Genomic DNA, 25,025 nt, shown 5'->3' with positions numbered 1-25,025 from the left:
TTTATTTTTTTTGGTATTTTTTACCATTTCAAGAATTCATCCAACAAAAAAAGCCACTCAGTGAAAAACACAAACGTTGCTTACGTCCTTTTTTCACCAAATGACTTTCTATGCTATTCACTATATTTTTTTACCAGAACTGTGGCATTATGTCCACCAAAACCTAAAGAATTACTAATTGCTACATTAACTGGCATATAAACACCTTGGTCTTTGGTATAATCTAAATCACAATCCGGGTCGTCATCTACCAGTCCTACCGTTTGATGAACATACCCTTCGTCAATCGAAAGAATACATGTAATCAATTCCACTGCTCCACCCGCTCCAAATAAATGACCAATCATGGATTTGGTAGAATTAATCTTCACACGATAGGCTTCCTCTCCAAATACCCGCTTAATTGCTATTGTTTCATATTTATCATTCATTGGCGTGCTGGTTCCATGCGCATTAATATAATCAACATCTTTTGGTGTCAGACCGGCATCTTCTATTGCCATTGTCATCGCTCTTGCTGCTCCTTCTCCATTTTCTAAAGGTGCTGTCAGATGACTGGCATCACAGGTAGCTCCATATCCGCCAATTTCTCCATAAATTCTGGCGTGCCGTGCTTTTGCATGCTCTAGTTCCTCCAACACCAAAACTCCCGCACCTTCGCCTGTTACAAATCCATCTCTCTTTTTATCAAATGGAATAGATGCCTGCAACGGATCTTCGGAAGTAGAAAGCGCTGTTAAAGCCTGAAATGTTGCAACGCCAAATCGACTAACTGAACTATCTACGCCACCCGCCAGAATGACATCCGCTTCTCCATGCTGTATAGAACGAAATGCCTCGCCAACGGAATTTGTTCCTGTCGCACAGGCGGTCACCACGTCGATACATTTTCCATGGAAACCAAACTGCATGGCAATATTGGCCGCAGCCATATTTCCCAAAACCATAGGTGCTGACAGGGGATGAATTCTTCCAGGTCCCTTTGCCAACAATTTATCATATTCACGTTCAATTCCCATAAGACTCCCAACACCAGAACCAACACAAACTCCCATACGATAGGAATCTTCCTGTTCCAGCTCTAGTCCTGAATCCTGCACGGCCTGCTTGGCTGCTGCTACTGCAAACTGACTGAAACGATCCATTCGTTTTGCATCCTTTGGAGACATATACTCTGTAGGTTCAAAGTCACATACCTCTGCTGAAAGTTTTGCCTTATAGTTTGAGGTATCAAAATTACGGATTGGTCCGATTCCTACCTTTCCTTTATGAACATTTTCCCAAAATGTCTTTATATCATTTCCTATAGGAGTAATTAATCCCATCCCTGTTACTACCACTCACTTCATTTTACCTTCTCCATTCCTTGTTTTTTCCACTTTTTAATGATAACATATTACTATTTTGCCAACAAGTTTTCCATTAAAGCAAAGGAAGCTCTTCCAACAATTAGAAGAGCTCGGCAAAATTAATATTCTATAATTATCATTTGTTTGATTCATTTACTCCTTTTAGCAGTTCCTTTACAAAAGCCTGATAATCTTGCATGGTCGTACATTTTGGCGCGTAATCAATCAATAACTGTTTCTTACTTTGTGCTTCCTTCGTCTTCACACATTCACGAATTGCGTTCTGAAATAGCTTTGTATCCATAGTATCTGCTAATTGTTGCAACTCATTCCGCACCGTTTTTTCCAGATTGGATCTGCCCGCAAACCTCACCAACAATAAACCTGCAATTGATAATCCTGGGTTCTGTCTTCTCTGTACAGCACGTATCGTATCACTTAACTGTTGTAATCCCTGCATTGCATATGCATCCGCTGTAACGGGAATTATAACCTGATCCGCTGCAATAAGACAGTTGTATAAAATAACATTCAAAGACGGCGCCGTATCAATCACAATATAATCATATCCTTCTAGTTCATCCACTGCATCCTTTAATCGATATAGACCTTCCACATCGCCATCCAACATCTTCTCTGCTTTACTGAGTAATGGGTCTGATGCCACAATATCTCCATTTGGCATATGCTGAATAGCCTCCTCTAAAGGTAACTTATCCGAATCCACCATTACATCATACAAAGTTGCCTGATCTTCAATAAGTGCTTCATATGTACTTGTACAATTTCCCTGCGGATCTGCATCTATCAGCAAAGTCTTCTTTTTCTTACTTAATATTCCTGCTAACGTTGTCGCTGTTGTTGTCTTTCCAATACCACCTTTTTGATTTGCTACAACAAATGTTATCGCCATGTTTCTTCTCTCCTTCTCCTTCGCACACAAAAATTACTTAATTAAAATCCAATCTGTCCACTGATTTCTTTATTAACCACATAAAACACGGCCTGTTCTTCCGGTTTCACATAAACATCTACTTCCATGATATCCTCGTCTTTTACTCCTTGCTCTAGAATCGCTTTCTTGATTAGATGTAATAGATTCTCTTCTAAACGTTCTCTTCCCTGATACTGAATCGTAATTCGTTTCTTTGCTTTTGCAAAACCTCCCGCTTTATTTTGCGCCCGTTCCACGCTACATTTACGTGCCATATTTATATCCTCCTTACAAAACTTACTCATAACTGCTTAGAACCATGAAGTTACCCGAGCAATATTATATCACAACATACTTTTTTTTACCAATGTACCAAAATAGTACTAAAAAGGGCCTCCATTACTGGAAACCCTAATTTATGCTAATCTTTAATTACTCGATGATTGTAGCAACACGTCCTGATCCAACAGTACGTCCACCTTCACGAATAGCGAATGTAAGACCCTGCTCCATAGCGATTGGGTGAATCAGTTCGATTTTCATTTCTACGTTATCTCCAGGCATGCACATTTCTGTACCTTCTGGTAATTCGATAACACCAGTTACGTCAGTTGTTCTGAAGTAGAACTGAGGTCTGTAGTTGTTGAAGAAAGGAGTATGACGTCCACCTTCATCTTTTGTTAAAACGTAAACCTGAGCTGTAAATTTCTTATGGCATGTTACAGTACCTGGTTTTGAAAGAACCTGTCCTCTTTCGATTTCAGTTCTCTGAATACCACGAAGTAATGCACCAATGTTATCACCAGCCTGAGCTTCGTCTAACAGCTTACGGAACATTTCGATACCAGTTACAACAGTCTTCTTAACTTCTTCTTTGATACCAACGATTTCAACTTCTTCGTTTACATGAAGAACACCACGTTCTACTCTACCAGTAGCAACAGTTCCACGTCCTGTAATTGTGAAGATATCTTCGATAGGCATTAAGAATGGCTGATCTGTTGCACGCTGTGGATCTGGAATGTGCTCATCAACAGCTGCCATTAATTCCATAATCTTGTCGCCCCATTCTCCGTTAGGATCTTCAAGAGCTTTTAAAGCAGAACCTTTGATGATTGGGCAATCTGTAAATTCATACTCTTCAAGAATTTCAGTTACTTCCATTTCTACTAATTCGATTAATTCTTCGTCATCTACCATATCACATTTGTTCAGGAATACAACGATGTAAGGTACACCTACCTGACGGGATAATAAGATATGCTCTTTTGTCTGAGCCATAACACCGTCAGTAGCAGCTACTACTAAGATAGCTCCGTCCATCTGTGCAGCACCAGTGATCATGTTCTTTACATAGTCAGCATGGCCTGGGCAGTCAACGTGTGCGTAGTGTCTGTTTTCTGTTTCGTACTCAACGTGAGCTGTAGAGATAGTAATACCTCTTTCTCTTTCTTCTGGAGCTTTATCGATGTTCTCGAAATCTGTAGCTTCGTTTCCTGCAACTCTTTCAGCAAGTACTTTTGTGATAGCTGCTGTTAAGGTTGTTTTACCATGGTCTACGTGACCAATGGTTCCGATATTACAATGTGGTTTGTTTCTTTCAAATTTAGCTTTAGCCATTTTATAACGTCCTCCTTAATTTTATGCCCCTTTGGGCTGTCTTTTTATAATTGCAATCACTCGTAGCCTTTGCATACAAGTGATTGCCTTAAAAGTTACTCGGCTATCTCTGATTATATTAAATAATCAAAGGTTTTTCAAGTATTTTCTCGCAATATTACTCTGCTTTTGCAGAAATAACTTTTTCCTGAACAGACTTTGGTACTGGCTCATATTTTTCAAAGAACATAGAGTAGTTACCACGTCCCTGTGTTCTGGAACGCAAATCTGTAGAATATCCGAACATTTCAGCAAGTGGTACGAATGCACGTACAATCTTACCTCCACCGAGGTCATCCATTCCTTCAATACGTCCACGACGGGAGTTGATATCACCGATAACATCACCCATGTATTCTTCCGGCATAGTTACTTCTACCTTCATGATAGGCTCTAACAATACCGGGCTTGCTTTCTTCATAGCTTCCTTGAATGCCATAGATCCGGCAATATGGAATGCCATTTCAGAAGAGTCGACTTCATGGTAAGAACCATCATATACAGTAGCGTGTACACCAACTACAGGGAATCCTGCAAGAATACCAGCCTTTGTAGCCTCTTCGATACCTTCACCAACTGCTGGAATGTATTCCTTTGGAATAGCACCACCAACAACAGTAGATTCGAACTTGAATAATTCTTCTCCGTTGGCATCCATTGGCTCAAATTTAACTTTACAGTGTCCGTACTGTCCACGTCCACCAGACTGTTTTGCATATTTGTATTCTTGGTCTACAGGTTTTGTAAATGTTTCTTTGTAAGCAACCTGTGGAGCACCAACGTTAGCTTCTACCTTGAATTCACGAAGCAGACGGTCAACGATGATTTCCAGATGTAACTCACCCATACCTGCGATAATAGTCTGACCTGTTTCTGCATTAGTATGTGCACGGAAAGTAGGATCTTCTTCTGCAAGTTTTGCAAGAGCTTCACCCATCTTACCCTGTCCAGCCTTAGTTTTAGGCTCAATAGCCAACTCGATAACCGGTTCTGGGAATTCCATGGACTCTAAGATTACAGGATGCTGTTCATCACAGATGGTATCACCTGTTGTTGTAAACTTAAATCCAACAGCTGCTGCAATATCTCCAGAGTAAACTTTTTCAAGTTCTTCTCTCTTATTTGCATGCATCTGAAGAATACGTCCTACACGTTCTTTCTTATTCTTAGTTGCGTTCAGTACATAGGAACCAGAGTTCATTGTACCGGAGTATACACGGATAAATGCCAGTTTACCAACGAATGGGTCTGTCATAATCTTAAATGCCAATGCTGCGAAAGGTTCTTCATCAGAAGAATGCTTTTCGATTTCATTTCCGTCCAAATCAACACCCTTAATAGCAGGAATGTCTAATGGAGATGGCATATACTCTACGATAGCATCCAATAACTTCTGAACACCCTTGTTACGGTAAGCAGAACCACAACAAACCGGAACAGCTGCACATTCGCAAGTTCCTTTTCTCAAAGCTGCTTTCATAGCTTCTACAGATGGTTCTTCACCTTCTAAGTATTCCATCATCAGATCATCGTCTAATTCGCATACTTTTTCTACTAATTCGGTATGATACAGTTCTGCATCATCCTTCATATCATCAGGAATATCTACGATAGAAATGTCGTCTCCCTTATCATCATTGTAGATGTAAGCCTTCATTTCAAATAAATCGATAATTCCCTTGAAATCATCTTCCTTACCTATTGGTAACTGAAGAACGATTGCATTTTTACCTAAACGTGTTTTAATCTGTTCTACTGCACCGTAGAAATCAGCTCCTAAAATGTCCATCTTATTGATAAAAGCCATTCTAGGTACGTTGTAGGTATCCGCCTGACGCCATACATTTTCAGACTGAGGTTCTACTCCACCCTTTGCACAGAAGACACCAACGGCGCCGTCAAGTACACGAAGTGAACGCTCAACTTCAACTGTAAAGTCAACGTGTCCCGGAGTATCAATGATATTGATACGATGCTCTAATGCACCTGGCTTAGCCTTGCAGTTTTCCTGCAATGTCCAGTGACATGTTGTAGCGGCTGAAGTAATGGTAATACCTCTTTCCTGCTCCTGCTCCATCCAGTCCATGGTAGCAGTACCTTCGTGAGTATCACCAATCTTATAATTAACACCGGTATAATAAAGAATACGCTCTGTTGTTGTTGTCTTACCAGCATCAATATGAGCCATAATACCAATGTTTCTGGTTCTCTCTAATGGATATTCTCTTCCAGCCAAGGTTTTTTCCTCCTAATTTTCTCAAACAAAGATAACACTGTTTCTATTAGAAACGATAATGTGCAAATGCCTTGTTTGCTTCTGCCATTTTGTGCATATCTTCTTTTTTCTTTACAGATGCGCCTGTATTGTTAGCTGCATCCATAATCTCATTTGCCAATCTTTCTTCCATGGTCTTCTCGCCTCTCTTACGGGAGAACATTGTTAACCAACGAAGAGCTAAAGCCTGACGTCTGTCAGCTCTTACCTCGATTGGTACCTGATATGTTGCTCCACCGATACGTCTTGCCTTTACCTCTAATACTGGCATTACGTTATTCATAGCCTCTTCGAATACTTCGAGAGCTGGTTTTTCGGTCTTTTCTGCAACTCTGTCAAATGCTCCATATACAATCTTCTGAGCTACGCCTTTCTTACCATCTAACATAATGTTATTGATAAGTTTGGTAACCACTTTGTTATTGTACATTGGATCTGCTAAAACGTCTCTTTTCTGAGTATGTCCTTTACGTGGCACGTCGCTTCCCTCCTTAATCATGTTACGCTGTTATTCAGCTTGTTTCTTTTCGATTAATTCAACGGTACTCACATGTGTCTCTCTACGTGTGTTCGTGCGGAAATTTATCTATTCAAAAAGAATGTTCGCTTTCGCGCTTTCCAACACTAACCTATAGTAGCTTCTGTTTGTGATACTATTGGTTCGCTAAAATTTATTTCTTAGCATCTTTTGGTTTCTTAGCACCATATTTGGAACGAGCCTGGCGTCTATTTGCAACACCTGCTGTATCCAATGTACCACGGATGATGTGGTATCTGGTACCTGGTAAGTCCTTTACTCTTCCGCCTCGAATCAGAACAACGCTATGTTCCTGTAAGTTATGTCCTTCACCTGGGATATAGCTTGTTACTTCGATTCCGTTAGAAAGACGTACTCTGGCGATTTTACGAAGAGCAGAGTTAGGCTTTTTAGGAGTTGCAGTTTTAACTGCAGTACAAACACCTCTCTTCTGTGGTGCAGAAGTATCAGTTGGGCGTTTCTTTAAGGAGTTATATCCTTTCTGTAAAGCCGGTGCTGTAGACTTCTTAACAGATGTCTGTCTTCCTTTTCTTACTAACTGGTTAAATGTTGGCATTCTTTTCACCTCCTGTAAAAATTATCAACATGCATTCGTATGCACGCTAAATAATTATATAAGGAGAAAAGTCCCATGTCAAGCGTTTTTTCGTAATTTTCCCGTATTTACTGGATATATACATGTTTTACTTACAAATTTTTCCTGTATTTTTCTTTTTATCCGAAGAAATTAGCGGGGCGTTTTTTATATCCTAGGAAATTCATATACTTTCGCTTTAATGAAACAAGGTATTTCCTAGGATATGCAAAACGACCTACACACCACAATAGATGTGCAGGTCGTTTTATTTATTCTTACTCTTCTACAACATCAGCTTCCTGAGTTTCTTCCTCTTCCGGCTGATAGCTGAAATCCATCATATCTTCATCGAAGTAAATTTCATCCAGATTATTCATATCTGTAGAAAGCTTAATGTCACGGTAACGCTTCATACCGGTTCCGGCAGGAATCAGTTTACCGATAATTACATTTTCTTTCAGACCAATCAATGGGTCAACTTTTCCTTTGATCGCAGCCTCGGTTAATACCTTGGTTGTTTCCTGGAAGGATGCTGCTGACAGGAAGGAGTTTGTTGCCAGAGAAGCTTTGGTAATACCAAGCATTACCTGTTTTCCTTCTGCAGGCTCTTTGCCTTCTTCAATCAACTTTTCATTCATATCTTCGTAATCTAGAATATCCACTAAAGTTCCTGGTAAGAAATCAGAATCTCCGTTGTTCTCGATGCGAATCTTCTTCAACATCTGACGTACAATTACTTCGATATGCTTATCGTTGATTTCTACACCTTGCAGACGATATACACGCTGTACTTCCTGAATCATGTAATCCTGAACGGCGCGAACACCTTTAATCTTTAAGATGTCATGTGGATTTACACTACCTTCGGTCAGTTCATCACCAGCCTCCAATTCTGCTCCATCCATTACTTTAATTCTGGAACCATATGGAATCAGGTAAGCCTTTGTCTCTCCTGTTTCGCTATTGGTTACAATAACTTCACGTTTCTTCTTGGTGTCCTTAATGGTTGCAATACCTGCAAATTCTGTAATAATTGCAAGACCCTTTGGCTTACGCGCCTCAAACAATTCTTCGACACGAGGAAGACCCTGTGTAATATCGTTTCCGGCAACACCACCGGTATGGAAAGTACGCATGGTCAACTGTGTACCAGGTTCACCGATAGACTGTGCTGCAATAATACCTACAGATTCACCAACCTGTACTGCCTGGCCCGTTGCCATGTTAGCACCGTAGCACTTCGCACAAATTCCGTTGTGTGAACGGCAGGTAAGAACGGTACGAATCTTTACTTTTGTTAATGGCTCTCCCTTTTCGTCTACACCTTTGCTCATTACAAGTGCTGCACGCTTTGGTGTAATCATGTGGTTTGCCTTTACTAACACATTTCCTTCTGCATCACAGATATTTTCACATGCGAAACGACCTGTAATACGTTCTTCCAGACTTTCGATTTCTTCTTTTCCATCCATGAATGCCTTTACATACATTCCTGGAGCTTCTTTTCCTTCACAACAATCAATATCACGAATAATCAATTCCTGTGAAACGTCTACCAGACGTCTGGTCAAGTAACCAGAGTCAGCGGTACGAAGAGCGGTATCGGAAAGTCCCTTACGAGCACCATGCGCAGACATGAAGTATTCCAATACGTCCAGACCTTCACGGAAGTTAGACTTAATTGGCAACTCAATGGTACGACCTGTTGTATCAGCCATCAAACCGCGCATTCCGGCAAGCTGCTTAATCTGTTTATCGGAACCACGGGCTCCGGAATCAGCCATCATGAAGATGTTGTTGTACTTATCCAGACCATCCAACAGTTCTTTTGTCAGAATATCGTCAGTCTCTTTCCATGTTTCGACTACTTCTTTATATCTTTCTTCTTCTGTAATCAGACCACGTTTGTAGTTCTTTGTGATTCTGTCTACCGTATCCTGTGCCTTCTGAATCAGTTCTGGTTTCTTTTCCGGTACAGTCATATCAGAAATAGAAACTGTCATAGCTGCTCTGGTAGAATATTTGTATCCCATGGACTTAATATCATCCAAAACCTCAGCAGTCTTAGTTGCACCATGAATATTAATAACTTTTTCAAGAATCTGCTTCAAGCCTTTCTTTCCAACATGGAAGTCTACTTCCAGTTTCAGCTTGTTTTCTTCCTTACTTCTATCTACGAATCCTAAATCCTGTGGCAAAATCTCGTTAAAGATAAATCTTCCCAAAGTGGATTCTACCATTCCGGTTACTACTTCACCGTCCGGCATTGTCTTTGTCATACGAACTGTAATTCTGGAATGTAAAGTCAAAGATTCATTTTCATATGCCAAAATTGCTTCGTTTACACTCTTGAAGAACTTACCTTCACCTAACGCACCTGGTCTTTCCTGAGTCAGATAGTAAATACCAAGTACCATATCCTGTGAAGGAACGGCAACAGGACCACCATCAGATGGCTTTAACAGGTTGTTTGGTGATAACAGTAAGAAGCGGCATTCTGCCTGTGCTTCTACAGATAATGGAAGATGGACAGCCATCTGGTCACCATCGAAGTCAGCGTTGAACGCGGTACAAACCAATGGATGAAGCTTAATTGCCTTACCTTCTACCAGAATTGGTTCAAATGCCTGAATACCAAGTCTGTGAAGTGTGGGGGCACGGTTTAACATAACCGGATGCTCTTTAATTACTTCTTCCAGAACATCCCATACTTCCGGCTGAAGTCTTTCTACCATTTTCTTTGCACTCTTAATATTGTGAGCAGTTCCATTTGCAACCAGCTCTTTCATAACGAATGGCTTGAATAATTCGATTGCCATTTCTTTTGGAAGACCACACTGATAAATCTTAAGTTCCGGTCCAACGACAATAACGGAACGTCCGGAGTAGTCAACACGTTTTCCAAGTAAGTTCTGACGGAAACGTCCGGACTTACCTTTTAACATATCAGATAAAGACTTCAGTGCTCTGTTACCAGGTCCGGTTACAGGACGTCCTCTTCTACCGTTGTCAATCAATGCATCTACTGCTTCCTGTAACATTCTCTTTTCATTACGAACGATAATGTCAGGTGCACCTAATTCCAAAAGTCTTCTCAGACGGTTATTTCTATTGATAATTCTACGATACAGGTCATTTAAGTCGGAAGTTGCAAAACGTCCACCATCTAACTGTACCATAGGACGTAAGTCTGGAGGAATGACCGGAATAACATCCATAATCATCCATTCCGGCTTATTTCCTGAGCCACGGAATGCTTCTACTACTTCCAAACGCTTAATAATTCTGGCACGTTTCTGTCCGGTAGCATCCTTTAATCCAGCCTTTAATTCAGCTGCATCTTTTTCCAAGTCAATTGCCTGTAACAACTCTTTGATTGCTTCAGCACCCATTCCAACACGGAAATCGCTACCAAACTTTTCTCTTGCCTCCTGATACTCCGCTTCAGACAATACCTGTTTGTACTGTAATCCGGAAGTTCCTTTATCCAATACAATATAGGATGCAAAATACAGCACTTTCTCCAATGTTCTTGGAGAAAGATCAAGGATTAATCCCATTCTACTTGGAATTCCCTTGAAGTACCAGATATGGGAAACAGGAGCTGCAAGCTCGATGTGTCCCATACGTTCTCTACGCACACTTGCTTTGGTAATTTCTACACCACAGCGGTCGCAGACAACACCTTTATAACGAATCTTCTTATACTTACCACAGTGGCATTCCCAGTCCTTGCTTGGTCCGAAAATCTTTTCACAGAATAATCCGTCTTTTTCTGGTTTTAAAGTTCTATAGTTAATGGTCTCTGGCTTCTTTACCTCGCCTCTGGACCACTCTCTAATTTTTTCAGGTGATGCCAGACCAATCTTGATTGCATCAAATGTAATTGGCTGGTATTTTTCTTTGTTCATTGTCTCTGGCATGTATGACACTCCTTTCCCTTTTTATTCTTCGTCAAGAACATCATCAAAATCGCCGAAATCGTCCTCTTCTACATCTTCTTCTACGTCTACCAGTTCTTCGTCTTCATTAAATTCCTGCTTCTGGAAGCCCATCTCACCAAAGGATTCGTCTTCCTCAAATGCAAAGTTGCGGTCTCCCGCAATAACGGAATTCAAATCGGTATTACCGTATTCACTGGTTTCCATAAGTTCTACTTCTTCTCTGTTCTCGTCAAGGACTTTTACATCCAGACCTAAAGACTGAAGTTCTTTTAAAAGTACCTTAAAGGATTCAGGAATTCCCGGTTCAGGAATATTATCACCTTTAATAATTGCTTCGTAAGTCTTAACACGACCGATAACATCATCGGACTTCACAGTTAAGATTTCCTGTAAGGTATAAGATGCACCGTATGCTTCCAGTGCCCAAACTTCCATTTCTCCGAAACGCTGTCCACCGAACTGTGCCTTACCACCTAACGGCTGCTGTGTTACTAAGGAGTAAGGACCAGTAGAACGTGCATGAATCTTATCATCTACCAAGTGATGTAACTTCAGATAATGCATGTGTCCGATGGTTACCGGGCTATCGAAGTACTCTCCGGTTCTACCATCACGTAATCTTACCTTACCATCACGGGAAATCGGAACGCCCTTCCACAATTCTCTGTGGTCTCTATTTTCAGATAAGTATTCCAGAACCTCTGGAAGAAGTTCTTCCCCATGCTTTGCTTCAAAATCTTCCCAGGACATGTTAACATAATCATTTGCCAAATCCAGGGTATCCATAATATCAACTTCGTTTGCTCCATCGAATACCGGAGTTGCAATATTGAATCCTAATGCCTTAGCTGCAAGACTTAGGTGGATTTCCAACACCTGTCCGATGTTCATACGAGAAGGCACACCCAATGGGTTCAATACAATATCCAATGGACGTCCGTTTGGCAGGAACGGCATATCTTCAACCGGTAATACGCGGGAAACAACACCCTTGTTACCATGACGACCAGCCATCTTGTCACCAACAGAAATCTTTCTCTTCTGAGCAATGTAAATACGAACTGCCTGATTTACTCCAGGAGATAATTCGTCACCATTTTCTCTGGTAAATACTTTAGCATCTACAACAATACCGTATTCACCATGAGGTACCTTTAAGGAAGTATCTCTTACTTCTCTTGCCTTTTCACCGAAAATAGCACGTAACAATCTCTCTTCTGCTGTCAGTTCTGTCTCTCCCTTTGGAGTAACTTTACCAACCAGAATATCACCTGCACGCACCTCTGCACCGATACGGATGATACCTCTTTCATCTAAGTCTTTTAATGCATCATCACCGACACCCGGAACATCTCTTGTAATTTCTTCCGGTCCCAACTTGGTATCACGTGCTTCTGCTTCATATTCTTCAATGTGTACGGAAGTGTAAACATCTTCCTGTACCAATCTTTCACTTAAAAGAACAGCATCCTCGTAGTTATAACCTTCCCAAGTCATAAATCCGATTAATGGGTTCTTTCCTAATGCCAATTCTCCGTTTGCTGTAGAAGGACCGTCTGCGATAACCTGACCTGCTTCTACGCGCTCACCTTTGAACACAATTGGTCTTTGGTTGTAACAGTTAGACTGGTTACTTCTGGAGAACTTGGTTAATTTGTATACATCACGATTACCATCATCTGTCTTAATTGTAATCTCATTAGATATGGATCGTTCTACAATACCTGCATGTTTTGCTACAACACATACTCCTGAGTCAACTGCAGTCTTAGTTTCCATACCGGTTCCTACTACAGGTGCTTCTGTTGTCAAAAGCGGTACTGCCTGACGCTGCATGTTAGATCCCATCAGCGCACGGTTTGCATCGTCATTTTCCAAGAAAGGAATCAATGCTGTAGCTACAGAGAACACCATCTTAGGAGATACGTCCATGTAATCGAACATTCCTTTTTCGTATTCCTGTGTTTCTTCTCTATAACGACCGGATACGGAATTACGAACAAAATGTCCTTCTGCATCCAGTGCCTCATTTGCCTGTGCTACATGATAGTTATCTTCTTCATCTGCAGTCATGTAAACAACTTCATCTGTAACCCTTGGATTCTTAGGGTCAGTCTTATCTATCTTACGGTATGGCGCTTCAATAAAACCATACTCATTAATTCTTGCATAAGTTGCAAGAGAGTTAATCAAACCGATGTTAGGACCTTCAGGAGTCTCAATCGGGCACATTCTTCCGTAATGAGAATAGTGAACGTCACGAACCTCAAATCCGGCACGGTCTCTGGACAAACCACCTGGTCCCAATGCAGAAAGACGTCTCTTATGTGTCAATTCACCCAATGGGTTGTTCTGATCCATAAACTGAGACAGCTGGGAAGATCCGAAGAACTCTTTTACTGCTGCCGTTACCGGTTTGATATTAATTAAGCTCTGTGGAGAAATTCCCTGTAAATCCTGTGTAGTCATTCTCTCACGAACTACTCTTTCCATTCTTGACAAACCGATACGATACTGGTTCTGTAACAATTCACCAACTGCACGAATACGTCTGTTTCCTAAGTGGTCGATATCATCATCATGTCCCAGACCATATTCCAGATGCATGTTGTAGTTGATAGATGCCAGAATGTCTTCCTTTGTAATATGCTTTGGAATCAAATCAGAAGCATTTCTCTGCAGAGCTTCTTTAATTTCATCCAAACTTTCATTTTCTTCTAATATTTTTTCCAAAACAGGGTAATATACTAATTCTGTAATACCAAGTTTTCTTGCCTCTTCCTGGTCAATATCAACATAGTTTGTAATATCTACCATCATATTAGACAATACTTTGATATTACGCTCTTCACCCTGAATCCATACAAACGGAACAGCTGCATTCTGAATAGCTTCTGCCATTTCTCTTGTAACTGTAGTTCCTTTTTCTGCAAGAATTTCTCCTGTAGACGCATCTACTACATCCTCTGCAAGAACCTGTCCGCTGATACGATTCTTCAGCGCCAGCTTCTTATTGAATTTATAACGACCTACCTTCGCCAAATCATAACGTCTTGGGTCGAAGAACATCGCATTAATAAGACTTTCCGCACTTTCCACAGTGAGAGGTTCACCCGGACGGATTTTCTTATATAACTCCAGCAGACCTTCCTGGTAGTTAGTTGCTGTATCTTTTCCAAAGCTTGCAATAATCTTTGGTTCTTCACCAAATAAATCTATAATTTCCTGATTGGTTCCAATACCTAATGCACGAATCAAAACAGTAACCGGCACCTTTCTAGTTCGGTCAACACGCACATAAAATACGTCATTGGAATCAGTCTCATATTCCAACCATGCACCACGGTTTGGAATTACGGTACAAGAATAAAGGGTCTTACCCACTTTATCGTGTGCAATCCCATAATAGATACCAGGAGAACGAACCAACTGGCTAACGATAACACGTTCTGCACCGTTGATTACGAATGTTCCTGTCTCTGTCATAAGTGGTAAATCGCCCATGAAGATTTCGTAATCTTTCACTTCTTCAACAGCTTCTTTGTTGTAAAATCTTACCTTTACTTTCAAAGGAGCGGCATAAGTTGCATCTCTTTCCTTACACTCCGCAATTGAATACTTTACATCGTCCTCACACAATGTAAAATCAACGAACTCCAGACTCAACTGTCCGCTGTAATCTGCGATTGGAGAAATATCGGCAAACACTTCTTTTAATCCTTCGTCAAGGAACCATTGGTAAGAATCCTTCTGGACCTCGATTAAGTTTGGCATTTCCAATACTTCTTTTTGTCGCGAGTAACTCATACGAACGCTTTTTCCTGCTTTAATCGGACGTATTCTGTTTTTCTCCATTGACGTTTCACCTCTCGTTTTATATTTATATCTAACTAATAGCAATATGCAGTTAAGATGGAATGAGAAACAACTAGATGTTGTACTCATCCTCGCACATCTTTCAAAATGCGCGGAAGGCTTGATTTTCCTATATTCTTAAAGGAAATGAGCCTACGTCACCACAATAGTGCACCCTATATGATAGCACAAGCCTATATAAAACGTCAAGAATTTTTTGAAAATTTTTAAAAATGTTAAAAAAATGACTGCCACATTTAACGCGACAGCCATTTCAATTCCGGATAGTATTCAAATTCCGCTCCTCCTTATTTAAATAATTCTCCTCCTCATTGTCAGGGAACCAAAAAGAAATCACATCTCCACGTTCAGGATTTTCTGTAAGATATGCCAAACGATTAATAATAATGCGGCTCCCCGTCATAATTGTATTTTCCATATACCCAGTTGGCACCACCGCGTTAGCAATTAAAGTATTCGTAGCAATAAAGACTACTACATTAAGCGGTATATTACCAAATCTCAATGCAATAGTCTTTTATATTTTTTCGATATATGTTACTGTATCTGAAAATCTATAGATGCAATTTCATTTCCATCAACATTTTTATTTGTCACTTCCAAAGTTAAATCTGTCTGCCCGTCATAGAGAACCATAATTCTATAGATTGCTGTACCATCCTGATTTTCCTTAGCGCTTCCACTCAGCCACTGCAAACTTTTTCCCTGACTGTCCTTTATTGCAATATCAGGATCATTATAAGAATCATTGTACGGTTCCTTCCTAAAATCCGGTGTTTCCACTTCCAAAACAAGCCCCGCTTTTGTTTTTACTGCATTGGTCAGCTTGATTCCATTTTCTTCTTTATCAATGCTGACTATTTCATTTTGAGACCGATCGACTGTTACAGGAAACTTTAGTTTCCATTCACCTTCTACTTCTCCTGTCTCTAAATATTCTCCCTGTTCATCCCACGCATCTGCATCAGAACCAGCAAGGTCTTTCAGAACATAATCTACATCAAAGGAATCTATACTATCAAAAATCACCAACTGTCCATCTTCTGACGTCAGATTCATCAAATCAATCTGACCTGTTTTTACAAATGTACCATCTGACATTTTTTCAAAAGAAGTCCCCGTTCCCGGTCCTACATTTACACCATTGACAACCATATATTCTGCTTCTGATTTCTTTGTTGTATGAACCCAGTCTGCCTGATTTAATCCGGCATCATCTGTTTTCAAAGTTGCGGTATAATACAAAACATATCCATCACAATAAACATCTGATACAGAAATACTAACACCATTATTTTCTGCTGTGGTAATGTATGCCTCACCATTATCACTTTTTTCCACTTCTTCTTTCACATCCACTGCACCTTTTCCAATCGTTGTGTACAGTGCCGTGTCCTCTTCTTCATTCTTTGTTCCTTTGCTATTTTCTATTAATTTTCCAAATGTGTTGCTAAAAAGTTCTTTAGCCAAAGAAGGGTTGGCAACCCCCGCTGTTCCAATTACCACTGCAAATGCAGCTACCGCTCCCATTATTTTTACCTTTTTTCTTGTAGTCTTATTTCTTTCTTTTTCCATTTTTCTTACCTCCTTCAAGATTTCCTGTTTTTTCCTGTCTTTCTCTTGATAGGATAACTCATTTTCTTCATACTCTCTTTCATCCATTTTTACCTCATTGAGTAAATCATAAATACTTTTTTCCATTCTCAAACACCTCTTTCTAATGAAATCTCTTTGCGAAGTTTCTTTTTCCCTCTAGATAAACGGTTATAAATAGTCTCTCGTTTCATACCGGTTTCTTGGCTTACCTGTTCCACTGTTTTTTCTTCCACATATAGTTTAAGAAATAATTGTCTATCTTCGTGCTTTAAGTACTTCAACATTTTATCTACTTCTTCTGAAATTTCTCTTTCTATCATTTCCGCCAACATACTATCTTCCTGAGCAATTATGGCATTATCAATATCTACTGTTACCAGTTCTTTCTGGTACTGTCTCAAATAATCAATTGCTCGGTATTTTGCAATTGCTGCCGCCCAGTTCTTAAAAGTATTCTTACTTTCATCAAAGCAGGAAATATGTTGCCAAATATTTAACAATACATCATTGAAACATTCCTCTTGCCGCTGAGGTATACTAAAAAGATGTTTTCGAATTACCGCCATCAAAAGGCCGCCGTATTTATCAATTACATATAAAAGGGCTTTTTCATTGTGCAGTTGTAACTGCTGAATATAATTTATTTCTCCGATTTTCATAAGTTATCACTCCTTTGTAGCTACACTTATTATTACGAAAAAGAAAGGGGAAATCTATCAAGAAAATGTAAGAATTTTAGAAATTGGCTTTCGCCCTATAAGCCAAACAATTCTTCAGCGGATTGGGCCAGAAACATTTTGTTTCTGGCTCACGCGTTGCGCTTTCAAATAGAAAAAGAGGAAGCCTCTTGCATGTCAAACATGCAGAGTCTTCCTCTTTTCCTATTCTCAATCCGCTGAATCGCGATTATTTTAAAGTAACCTTAGCACCTTCTGCTTCTAATTTAGCTTTGATGTCTTCAGCTTCTGCCTTTTCAGCACCTTCTTTAAGGATCTTAGGAGCTCCGTCAACTAATTCTTTAGCTTCTTTTAATCCTAATCCAGTTGCTTCACGAACAACTTTGATAACCTTAACTTTGTTTGGTCCAACTTCTGTTAATTCTACGTCGAAGTCAGATTTTTCTTCGCCTGCTGCTGCTCCGTCTCCGCCAGCTGCTGCTACTACAACACCTGCTGCTGCGGATACACCAAATTCTTCTTCACATGCTTTTACTAATTCGTTTAATTCTAATACGCTTAATTCTTTAATAGCTTCGATAAATTCTGCTGTTGTTAACTTTGCCATTATAGTTTACCTCCGTTTAATATTGTTTTATTATTATTCTTCTACTGGAGCTTCTTCAGTTGCCGGAGCTTCCTCTGCGGTTGCTTCCTCAGCTGCTGGAGCTTCTTCTGCTGGTGCAGCTACTGCTGCATCTGCTGCGCCACCCTGCTCTGCGATCTGATTAAGAACACGAGCAAAGTTGCTGATAGGAGACTGAATACTTCCAAGGAATTTGGAAAGTAATTCTTCTCTGGATGGAACAGAAGCGATTGCTTTGATTCCGTTCGCATCATAGAAAGTTCCTTCTACAACACCTGCTTTTAATTCTAATGCTGGTGCTGTCTTTGCAAACTTAGCAAGAATTCTTGCCGGTGCTGTTGCATCGTCTTTGGAAATTGCGATAGCGTTTGGTCCTTCTAATAAAGAAGACATGCTTTCGAAATCTGTTCCCTTGAATGCAAAATTCATTAATGTGTTCTTATATACCTTATAAGTAACACCAGCTTCTCTTAATTCTTTACGTAATGCTGTAACTTCTTCAACAGTAAGTCCACGGTAGTCTACTAATACGACTGACTGTGCATCTTTGATCTGTTCAGAAATTTCCTGTACGATAGGCTGTTTCAGTTCTACTTTTGCCACGAATCGTGCACCTCCTTATATTATTTTGTATGTGAGCTTTTAAATCAAACTGCCAGGCAGCCCAATTTAAAAGCCCCTTTGTCCGAGACAAAGAGGCTTGAAATAATCATTTCGTATTCACCATTCGGTAAATTCCCTCGGCAGGTCCTACGGTTATGCCTTACGGCACCTGCTGTCTTCGGCAATATGCTTTGCTATTATAGCATTGTCTATATTAGATGTCAACACCAATTTTAAACAAACTTAGCTGTATTAACCTTTACACCAGGTCCCATTGTAGGAGCTAATGAAATGCTCTTTAAATACTGACCTTTTAAGGTAGCCGGTTTAGCCTTAATGATGGCATCCATAAGAGTCTGGAAGTTGTCCGCTAATTGTTCTTCTGTAAAAGATGCTTTTCCAACTGGCACATGGATAATATTTGTTTTATCTAATCTGTACTCAATCTTACCAGCTTTAATGTCATTTACAGCCTTGGTAACGTCCATAGTAACAGTTCCTGCTTTCGGGTTTGGCATTAAGCCCTTAGGTCCAAGTACACGTCCTAAACGACCTACAACACCCATCATGTCAGGAGTAGCAACAACAACGTCAAAGTCTAACCATCCATCGTTCTGAATCTTTGGAATCAGTTCTTCTCCTCCAACGTGGTCTGCTCCTGCTGCCAATGCTTCGTCTACTTTATCGCCTTTTGCGAATACCAAAACTTTTACAGTTTTACCAGTTCCGTGTGGTAATACTACTGCACCACGAATCTGCTGTTCTGCATGACGTCCGTCACAACCGGTTCTGATATGAGCTTCAATTGTTTCGTCAAATTTAGCAACTGCAACTTTTTTTACTAAGCTGATTGCTTCTGCTGTGTCATACTGCACAGTTCTGTCGATAGCTTTTGCAGCTTCAACGTATTTCTTTCCTCTTTTCATTTAAATAACCTCCTAGTGGTAATATCGGGAGTAGGTCCCTCCCACGATTCTACGTATCAATATGCTAATACAAGGTAGTTCTGCTCGCTAAGTTCAGCCTTCACTTTCAGCTTGACTTCACTAATCTCGCAGAACGGCTTTCGCACTATCTTTGAACTTCGCCTAACAGCTCGTTCTCACTAAGTGCTCAATGCCTATTCCTCTACGGTAACACCCATGCTTCGAGCTGTTCCTGCAATCATGCTCATTGCTGCTTCTAAAGAAGCTGCATTTAAATCTTTCATCTTTAATTCTGCGATTTCCTGAACCTTTGCCTTAGAAATAGTTGCTACCTTTGTCTTGTTAGGTACAGCAGAACCAGATTTGATGTTACATGCCTTTTTGATTAATACTGGAGCAGGTGGAGTCTTTGTAATGAAGCTAAAGCTTCTATCTGCGTATACGGTAATAACTACCGGAATAATTAAGTCTCCCTGATCAGCTGTCTTTGCGTTGAACTGTTTTGTAAATTCAACGATGTTTACACCATGCTGTCCAAGTGCAGGTCCAACTGGTGGTGCAGGTGTAGCCTTTCCAGCAGGAATCTGTAATTTGATATATCCTTCTACTTTCTTTGCCATTTGGAAATTCCTCCTTTAAATTTTTGCATCTTATAACTTTCTAATATCTGTGAAACTTATCTCTACTGGTGTTTCACGACCAAACAAGTCAACATTGATTGTAACCATCTGTTTACCATGGTTAATGGTCTGGATGACTCCAACGGTATCTTTCCAAACACCGCCGGTAACTCTTACGGAATCGCCTTCCTCAAAGTCCACAACCACATTGTCAACCTGGATACCCAACGGTCTCATTTCAGCTTCAGTGAGTGGTACCGGCTTGGATCCCGGACCAACAAATCCGGTTACACCTCTGGTATTTCTAACCACATACCATATATCATCATTCATAACCATGTTAATAAGAACATATCCTGGAAACATTTTTTTCTCAACAGTCTTTTTCACACCGTTTTTCATTTCCACAACACTCTGCATCGGAACTCTTACTTCCAGAATCTGATTCTCTAAGTGTCGATTTTCAATTGTTTTTTCAATGTTCTCTTTGACTTTGTTTTCATAACCAGAATAGGTATGAACTACATACCAGTTTGCCTCTGCCATAAATCACCTATGCCTCCTATAAATTTACCAGGATATCTGTTACGCCATACTTGATAATTGCATCAATCAAAGCGATAATTAGACCTAAGATAATTGAAACAACCGTAACAGCTGTTGTTTGTTTGATAAGTGATTTTTTGTCCGGCCAAATAATTTTGGAAAATTCAGCCTTAAGACCGGTGAACCAGCTCGTCTTTGGAGCTTTTTCTGTATTGGTTTCTCCCATTTTGTCACTTCCTTTGCTCAATCCTATTACTTTGTTTCTTTGTGTAATGTATGTGTCTTACAGAATCTACAATATTTCTTTGTTTCCATTCTGTCCGGATGAGCTTTCTTATCTTTTGTCATGTTGTAATTACGTTGTTTACATTCTGTACATGCCAATGTAATATTTGTGCGCACAACTTCCACCTCCACTTAATTTCTAATTTTAGGCATAAAAAAAAGACCTACTTCCATCGCTAGTCTAATATAGCACAATCCATTTTCCCCGTCAACTCTTTTTTACATAATTGACTGATTTAAATATTGTAGCACTAGATATAGTAGAAATCAAGAAAATTTTTCATTTCCTTCATTTTTTTAGTGACAAATGATTTTTCTTCCTATATAATAAGAAACTATGAATAATAATCGTGCAAACAAGTATAATTTTTTTTAGCAACGTGCCGATATATTCCATAAAGGATTACAAGGAGTAACAAATGCCCCCATGCTTTAGCATGAATTTCACGGATGAAAGGAGGGGATTGATATGGCTGCAATAGATACTGCTTACGGCTATTATCTAAGCACTTATGCCACTAAATCAGCATCCCGCTATGATACGCATAAGAAAAGCGAATTGCGTAACATCTATAATACAATCGTAAAAATCAATAAAGAATCCCCTTTGTACAAGTTCCAGAATATGGGGGATGTTCAAAAATTTGCCATCGATATCAAAGAAGGCGCTCGCACTATCCAGAATGTAGTGGCTTCACTTTCAGATGACGATGACATCAGCAAAGCTTTCCAAAAGAAAATTGCTTTTTCCACTCAGGAAGATATTGTTACTGCTAACTATATAGGAACATCTAAACAGGCAGAAAATATAGATAGTTTCGACATCGAAGTACGGCAGTTAGCTCAACCGCAAATTAATCTTGGTACTTTTTTGGATAAAGGTCGACTGGATTTAAGACCGGATACCTATACATTTGATTTGGAAACCAATTCTGCGGCCTATGAATTTCAGTTTAATGTAGCGCCTGCTGACAGCAATTATGATGTACAGCAAAAGATTGCAAATTTAATCACCAATGCAGGCATTAATTTACAAGGTTCCGTAATCGAAGATGAACAAGGAAAAAGTGCCATTCGAATTGAATCCGGCAATACCGGACGCAATTTAGGAGAAGAATACCTTTTTAATATTACTCCACAGGGAAATCATAACTCCATGACAGCTCTCAATGTGCTAGGTATCGATCACATTTCTCAGCCGTCAGCAAATGCAGAATTTCTTCTGAACGGAGAGGAACGTTCTTCCTTCACAAATACTTTTAGTATTAATAATACTTTTGAATTAACTTTGCACAGCATCAGCGAAGAAGGAAATCCTGCTACGATTGGATTTAAAGCAAATGTAGATGCTATTGCAGACAATATTCAAATATTGGTTGATTCTTATAACGGAATTATTGAAACAGCAGATAAGTACTCTGAATCGCAACATCAGAGTGCACGATTGTTCCACGACATGAGCAGTGCTGCCTTTATACTGCAAAATGATTTAGAAGCTTTAGGGCTTATGGTAGATTCACATGGAGAAATTTCTGTGGACAAGGCTCTTTTGGCAGATGCCATTGATACAGAAACTCCTGATGAAAGCTTTTCTGTATTAAATGATTTTAAGAATCTTTTAAACGAAAAAGCAACGAATGCTTCTCTTGATCCGATGAAATATGTAGATAAGGTAGTAGTGGTTTATAAAAATCCTGATAAAACCTTGGTATCTCCATATATTACTTCTATTTATTCAGGTATGATGATGGATCGATATTGTTAAAAAACGGATATTCGCTCAATGAGCCAATATCCGTTTTTATTATTCCTCATATTTACAAGAATTTTCAAGCCTTTTCTTAGCCGGTTGGTAATCTCCACACTTTTCATAATATCGATTAGCTTCTTCTTTTTTCCCAAGACATTCATAAATAACCCCAATATTATAATAAGCAGAATAAGAGTTTACCCCCTTATTCCTACACGTCTTATGCCGTGTTGCTTTTAAGAATTCATTTACAGCCTGTTCAAAACGGGCATTGTTCATATAGATAAGCCCCATCAAAAACTGAAAATCTGCGCTGTTACCAAACTCTTCATAGATATTTTCAAAAAACAACGCTGTCTCCGCCTGTCCGCTGTTCAACAACGTATATCCATAACTTTCTACCATATCTATCACATATTCCAGTTTGGGATTGAGATCAAAGGAAAGTCCTCTGGAAAAATAATCACATGCTTTTTCATATTCCTCTGCCATGTAACAACTTTTCCCCAGCTGATAAAGAATGTAAGGAATTTGTTCGTTATCCATTTCTTGTTCCTCTTGTCTTCCCGCATCCTTTTCTTCTCGTTCCAAGCGCTCCAATTCTTGTATCAACAGTGCAAAATTACGTTTCGCCTTTTTCTTACGTTCTTCCGGTGTAAGGTCATATCCTGTATGCTTGATTACAACGGGAGCCTGATATGTCTTATACTCACTTCCATCTATTGCTGTTACCTGCTCATGAATCCTGCCTTCATAACAAAACTTCTCTTTTGAAAAAATTCTATTAATCCACTCTTTGTTTTCCTGCTGCAGTCCATTTCGAGCAAAAACATTTCTTCGACGAATTCTTCCAACTTCATCCGGATGCTGATTTATTAACTGATATAATTTTTCTGCATCTATCTCTTCTAGAAATTCGTCACTGTCTATTACCATTACATAGGCATTCTCAGCTTTTGACACCGCAAAATTTTTGGCTGCCGCAAAATCATCGCACCATATAAAATCATATACTTTATCCGTATATTGTAGTGCGATTTCTTTGGTCCGATCCGCAGAACCGGTATCTACTACAATAATTTCAAAACCATATGGTTTCAGGCATTGTAAACAGTGCCCAATATTCTTTTCTTCGTTTTTGGTTATAATGCAAACTGATAACATATCATATTCCTCTATTTTATAAATGCCTCAAAATAGTTCTTCGACTCTCCGTTCAAATACTTCCTCTGAAAATACCTCTTCATACACTCGCCGCCCATTTTCTCCAATGACTGTCAACTCATCAAAACTGCCAATCACTAACATAATCCGCTTTATCAGCTCATCTACATTTTCCGTGGGGAACACCAATGCGCTGACGCAGTCTTCTAAATATCTTGATGCGCCTGTCATATCTGAACAAATACAGATTTTAGACAGCATCATTCCTTCCACAATACAGGCATTGGTTGCATCTTCTCTTGATGGTGCCACTAAGCAATCCATTTCATTCATCAATTCCAACATTTTTTCATGTTCCAACGGAGCCAGATAATGTACATTTCCCCATGCCTGCTCTAATTTTTGAATCACACCATATAAGCCTTGCATATCTTCTTCCACATGTCCCAAAAAGAAAAATTCACTACGGTTCAAATACTCCTGCGGAAGACCTGTAATTGCCTTCAACAGTAAATCCTGCCCTTTTATGTAATCAAAATAAAAACTCGGTAGTAAAAAACGTATCCGTTCTTCTGGTTCTCTGCTTCTTTTTTTCACTTTAGAAGAAGTATCCTCTACCCCAAAATTCAAAACCGTGGCATCATACCCATAAGTTGTCCATATATGGTCATGTACCAACTGTCCTGCCGTATACACTTTTATATTTTCTTCCAGTTGTGTAAAGAACCCATCCGGTATCCTGTCTTTGCATACTTTAAAGTAGGCCGGAGGCTCATGAATCCACCAGTAAACTTTTGTTTTACAACCATTTAATTTCTGAATAACCGGAATTAGTTGTAATGTATTTACAAAAATTTCATCTGCCTCTGTCACTTCGGAAAGAAACTTTTCTTCCTGCATATCCGGCTCTATCCGAACAACAAATCCCATTCCTTCAAAGCTGTCTCGCATGGCGCCCTCTAGCTGTGAAATAACCGTTATCTCATAGCCCTTTTTCTTTAAAACACCTAGAAGATTTTTTAATACGCTGATTCCTCCTGCTCCTTCTAAACACGGAAGCAGCACCATCATCTTTTTCATC

Annotated in this window: 22 protein-coding genes and 1 other annotated feature; of the genes, 1 reads left to right on the top strand and 21 read right to left on the bottom strand. The window is 39.6% G+C overall.

Translation table 11 applies throughout. The features are described from left to right. Positions 1-113: 113 nt before the first annotated feature. The 19 genes from fabF to rpmG all read right to left on the bottom strand — a co-directional run bounded on the left by fabF (position 114) and on the right by rpmG (position 21,147). A complete protein-coding gene (gene fabF, locus BIV20_RS00640) occupies positions 114-1,340 on the bottom strand; it encodes a beta-ketoacyl-ACP synthase II (protein ID WP_330554371.1) in 1,227 nt (408 codons plus the stop codon). Between the two features lie 145 nt (positions 1,341-1,485). Then, a complete protein-coding gene (locus tag BIV20_RS00635; protein WP_075721617.1) occupies positions 1,486-2,262 on the bottom strand; it encodes a ParA family protein in 777 nt (258 codons plus the stop codon). Positions 2,263-2,303: 41 nt separating this feature from the next. Next, positions 2,304-2,558 carry a DUF6465 family protein gene (locus BIV20_RS00630; RefSeq protein WP_075721618.1) on the bottom strand — a complete coding sequence of 85 codons (255 nt, stop codon included), beginning with the start codon at positions 2,556-2,558 and terminating at the stop codon, positions 2,304-2,306. 157 nt (positions 2,559-2,715) lie between these two features. Further along, on the bottom strand, positions 2,716-3,903 hold the full coding sequence (gene tuf, locus BIV20_RS00625) for an elongation factor Tu (protein WP_075721619.1): 1,188 nt from the start codon (positions 3,901-3,903) through the stop codon (positions 2,716-2,718). A 157-nt stretch (positions 3,904-4,060) separates the two neighbouring features. Continuing rightward, on the bottom strand, positions 4,061-6,178 hold the full coding sequence (fusA, locus tag BIV20_RS00620; RefSeq protein WP_075721620.1) for an elongation factor G: 2,118 nt from the start codon (positions 6,176-6,178) through the stop codon (positions 4,061-4,063). Between the two features lie 46 nt (positions 6,179-6,224). Beyond that, positions 6,225-6,695 (bottom strand): 30S ribosomal protein S7, encoded by a 471-nt coding sequence (gene rpsG / locus BIV20_RS00615; protein ID WP_207649256.1) that lies wholly within the window; start codon positions 6,693-6,695, stop codon positions 6,225-6,227. 193 nt (positions 6,696-6,888) lie between these two features. Next, positions 6,889-7,311 (bottom strand): 30S ribosomal protein S12, encoded by a 423-nt coding sequence (gene rpsL, locus BIV20_RS00610; RefSeq protein WP_075721622.1) that lies wholly within the window; start codon positions 7,309-7,311, stop codon positions 6,889-6,891. 296 nt (positions 7,312-7,607) lie between these two features. Beyond that, the gene (gene rpoC, locus BIV20_RS00605; RefSeq protein WP_075721623.1) at positions 7,608-11,255 is read right to left on the bottom strand and encodes a DNA-directed RNA polymerase subunit beta'; all 3,648 of its coding nucleotides are present in this window, start codon (positions 11,253-11,255) and stop codon (positions 7,608-7,610) included. A gap of 21 nt (positions 11,256-11,276) precedes the next feature. Continuing rightward, positions 11,277-15,131, bottom strand: a complete 3,855-nt coding sequence (gene rpoB, locus BIV20_RS00600; RefSeq protein ID WP_075721624.1) for a DNA-directed RNA polymerase subunit beta — start codon at positions 15,129-15,131, stop codon at positions 11,277-11,279. Positions 15,132-15,405: 274 nt separating this feature from the next. After that, a complete protein-coding gene (locus tag BIV20_RS00595) occupies positions 15,406-15,657 on the bottom strand; it encodes a S26 family signal peptidase (protein WP_242939865.1) in 252 nt (83 codons plus the stop codon). Between the two features lie 32 nt (positions 15,658-15,689). After that, a complete protein-coding gene (locus BIV20_RS00590; protein ID WP_075721625.1) occupies positions 15,690-16,853 on the bottom strand; it encodes a DUF4179 domain-containing protein in 1,164 nt (387 codons plus the stop codon). Positions 16,854-16,855: 2 nt separating this feature from the next. Further along, complete coding sequence (locus BIV20_RS00585; RefSeq protein ID WP_075721626.1) at positions 16,856-17,407, bottom strand: sigma-70 family RNA polymerase sigma factor; 552 nt, start codon at positions 17,405-17,407, stop codon at positions 16,856-16,858. A 247-nt stretch (positions 17,408-17,654) separates the two neighbouring features. Next, positions 17,655-18,032: a 50S ribosomal protein L7/L12 gene (gene rplL / locus BIV20_RS00580; RefSeq protein ID WP_075721627.1), complete on the bottom strand. Its 378-nt coding sequence runs from the start codon at positions 18,030-18,032 to the stop codon at positions 17,655-17,657. A gap of 33 nt (positions 18,033-18,065) precedes the next feature. Then, positions 18,066-18,653, bottom strand: a complete 588-nt coding sequence (rplJ, locus tag BIV20_RS00575) for a 50S ribosomal protein L10 (RefSeq protein ID WP_075721628.1) — start codon at positions 18,651-18,653, stop codon at positions 18,066-18,068. Between the two features lie 57 nt (positions 18,654-18,710). Continuing rightward, positions 18,711-18,853, bottom strand: a sequence feature (ribosomal protein L10 leader region). 33 nt (positions 18,854-18,886) lie between these two features. Continuing rightward, positions 18,887-19,579, bottom strand: a complete 693-nt coding sequence (gene rplA / locus BIV20_RS00570) for a 50S ribosomal protein L1 (RefSeq protein ID WP_075721629.1) — start codon at positions 19,577-19,579, stop codon at positions 18,887-18,889. Between the two features lie 194 nt (positions 19,580-19,773). Beyond that, positions 19,774-20,199, bottom strand: a complete 426-nt coding sequence (rplK, locus tag BIV20_RS00565; protein WP_075721630.1) for a 50S ribosomal protein L11 — start codon at positions 20,197-20,199, stop codon at positions 19,774-19,776. A 30-nt stretch (positions 20,200-20,229) separates the two neighbouring features. Continuing rightward, the gene (gene nusG / locus BIV20_RS00560; RefSeq protein WP_075721631.1) at positions 20,230-20,745 is read right to left on the bottom strand and encodes a transcription termination/antitermination protein NusG; all 516 of its coding nucleotides are present in this window, start codon (positions 20,743-20,745) and stop codon (positions 20,230-20,232) included. A gap of 16 nt (positions 20,746-20,761) precedes the next feature. Next, on the bottom strand, positions 20,762-20,971 hold the full coding sequence (gene secE, locus BIV20_RS00555) for a preprotein translocase subunit SecE (protein ID WP_075721632.1): 210 nt from the start codon (positions 20,969-20,971) through the stop codon (positions 20,762-20,764). Positions 20,972-20,997: 26 nt separating this feature from the next. Beyond that, positions 20,998-21,147: a 50S ribosomal protein L33 gene (gene rpmG, locus BIV20_RS00550; protein WP_075721633.1), complete on the bottom strand. Its 150-nt coding sequence runs from the start codon at positions 21,145-21,147 to the stop codon at positions 20,998-21,000. 352 nt (positions 21,148-21,499) lie between these two features. On the opposite strand from rpmG, the gene fliD reads away from it, so the two are divergent. Further along, a complete protein-coding gene (fliD, locus tag BIV20_RS00545) occupies positions 21,500-22,795 on the top strand; it encodes a flagellar filament capping protein FliD (protein ID WP_075721634.1) in 1,296 nt (431 codons plus the stop codon). 39 nt (positions 22,796-22,834) lie between these two features. Here fliD and BIV20_RS00540 read toward each other — a convergent pair whose 3' ends face one another. Next, on the bottom strand, positions 22,835-23,944 hold the full coding sequence (locus tag BIV20_RS00540) for a glycosyltransferase (protein ID WP_075721635.1): 1,110 nt from the start codon (positions 23,942-23,944) through the stop codon (positions 22,835-22,837). 27 nt (positions 23,945-23,971) lie between these two features. After that, the gene (locus BIV20_RS00535) at positions 23,972-25,024 is read right to left on the bottom strand and encodes a glycosyltransferase family 4 protein (protein ID WP_075721636.1); all 1,053 of its coding nucleotides are present in this window, start codon (positions 25,022-25,024) and stop codon (positions 23,972-23,974) included. Between the last annotated feature and the right edge of the window lies 1 nt (position 25,025).

It is taken from the genome of Roseburia sp. 499, from assembly GCF_001940225.2.
Lineage (GTDB): Bacteria > Bacillota > Clostridia > Lachnospirales > Lachnospiraceae > Petralouisia.
This window is presented reverse-complemented; position numbering and strand designations above follow the sequence as displayed.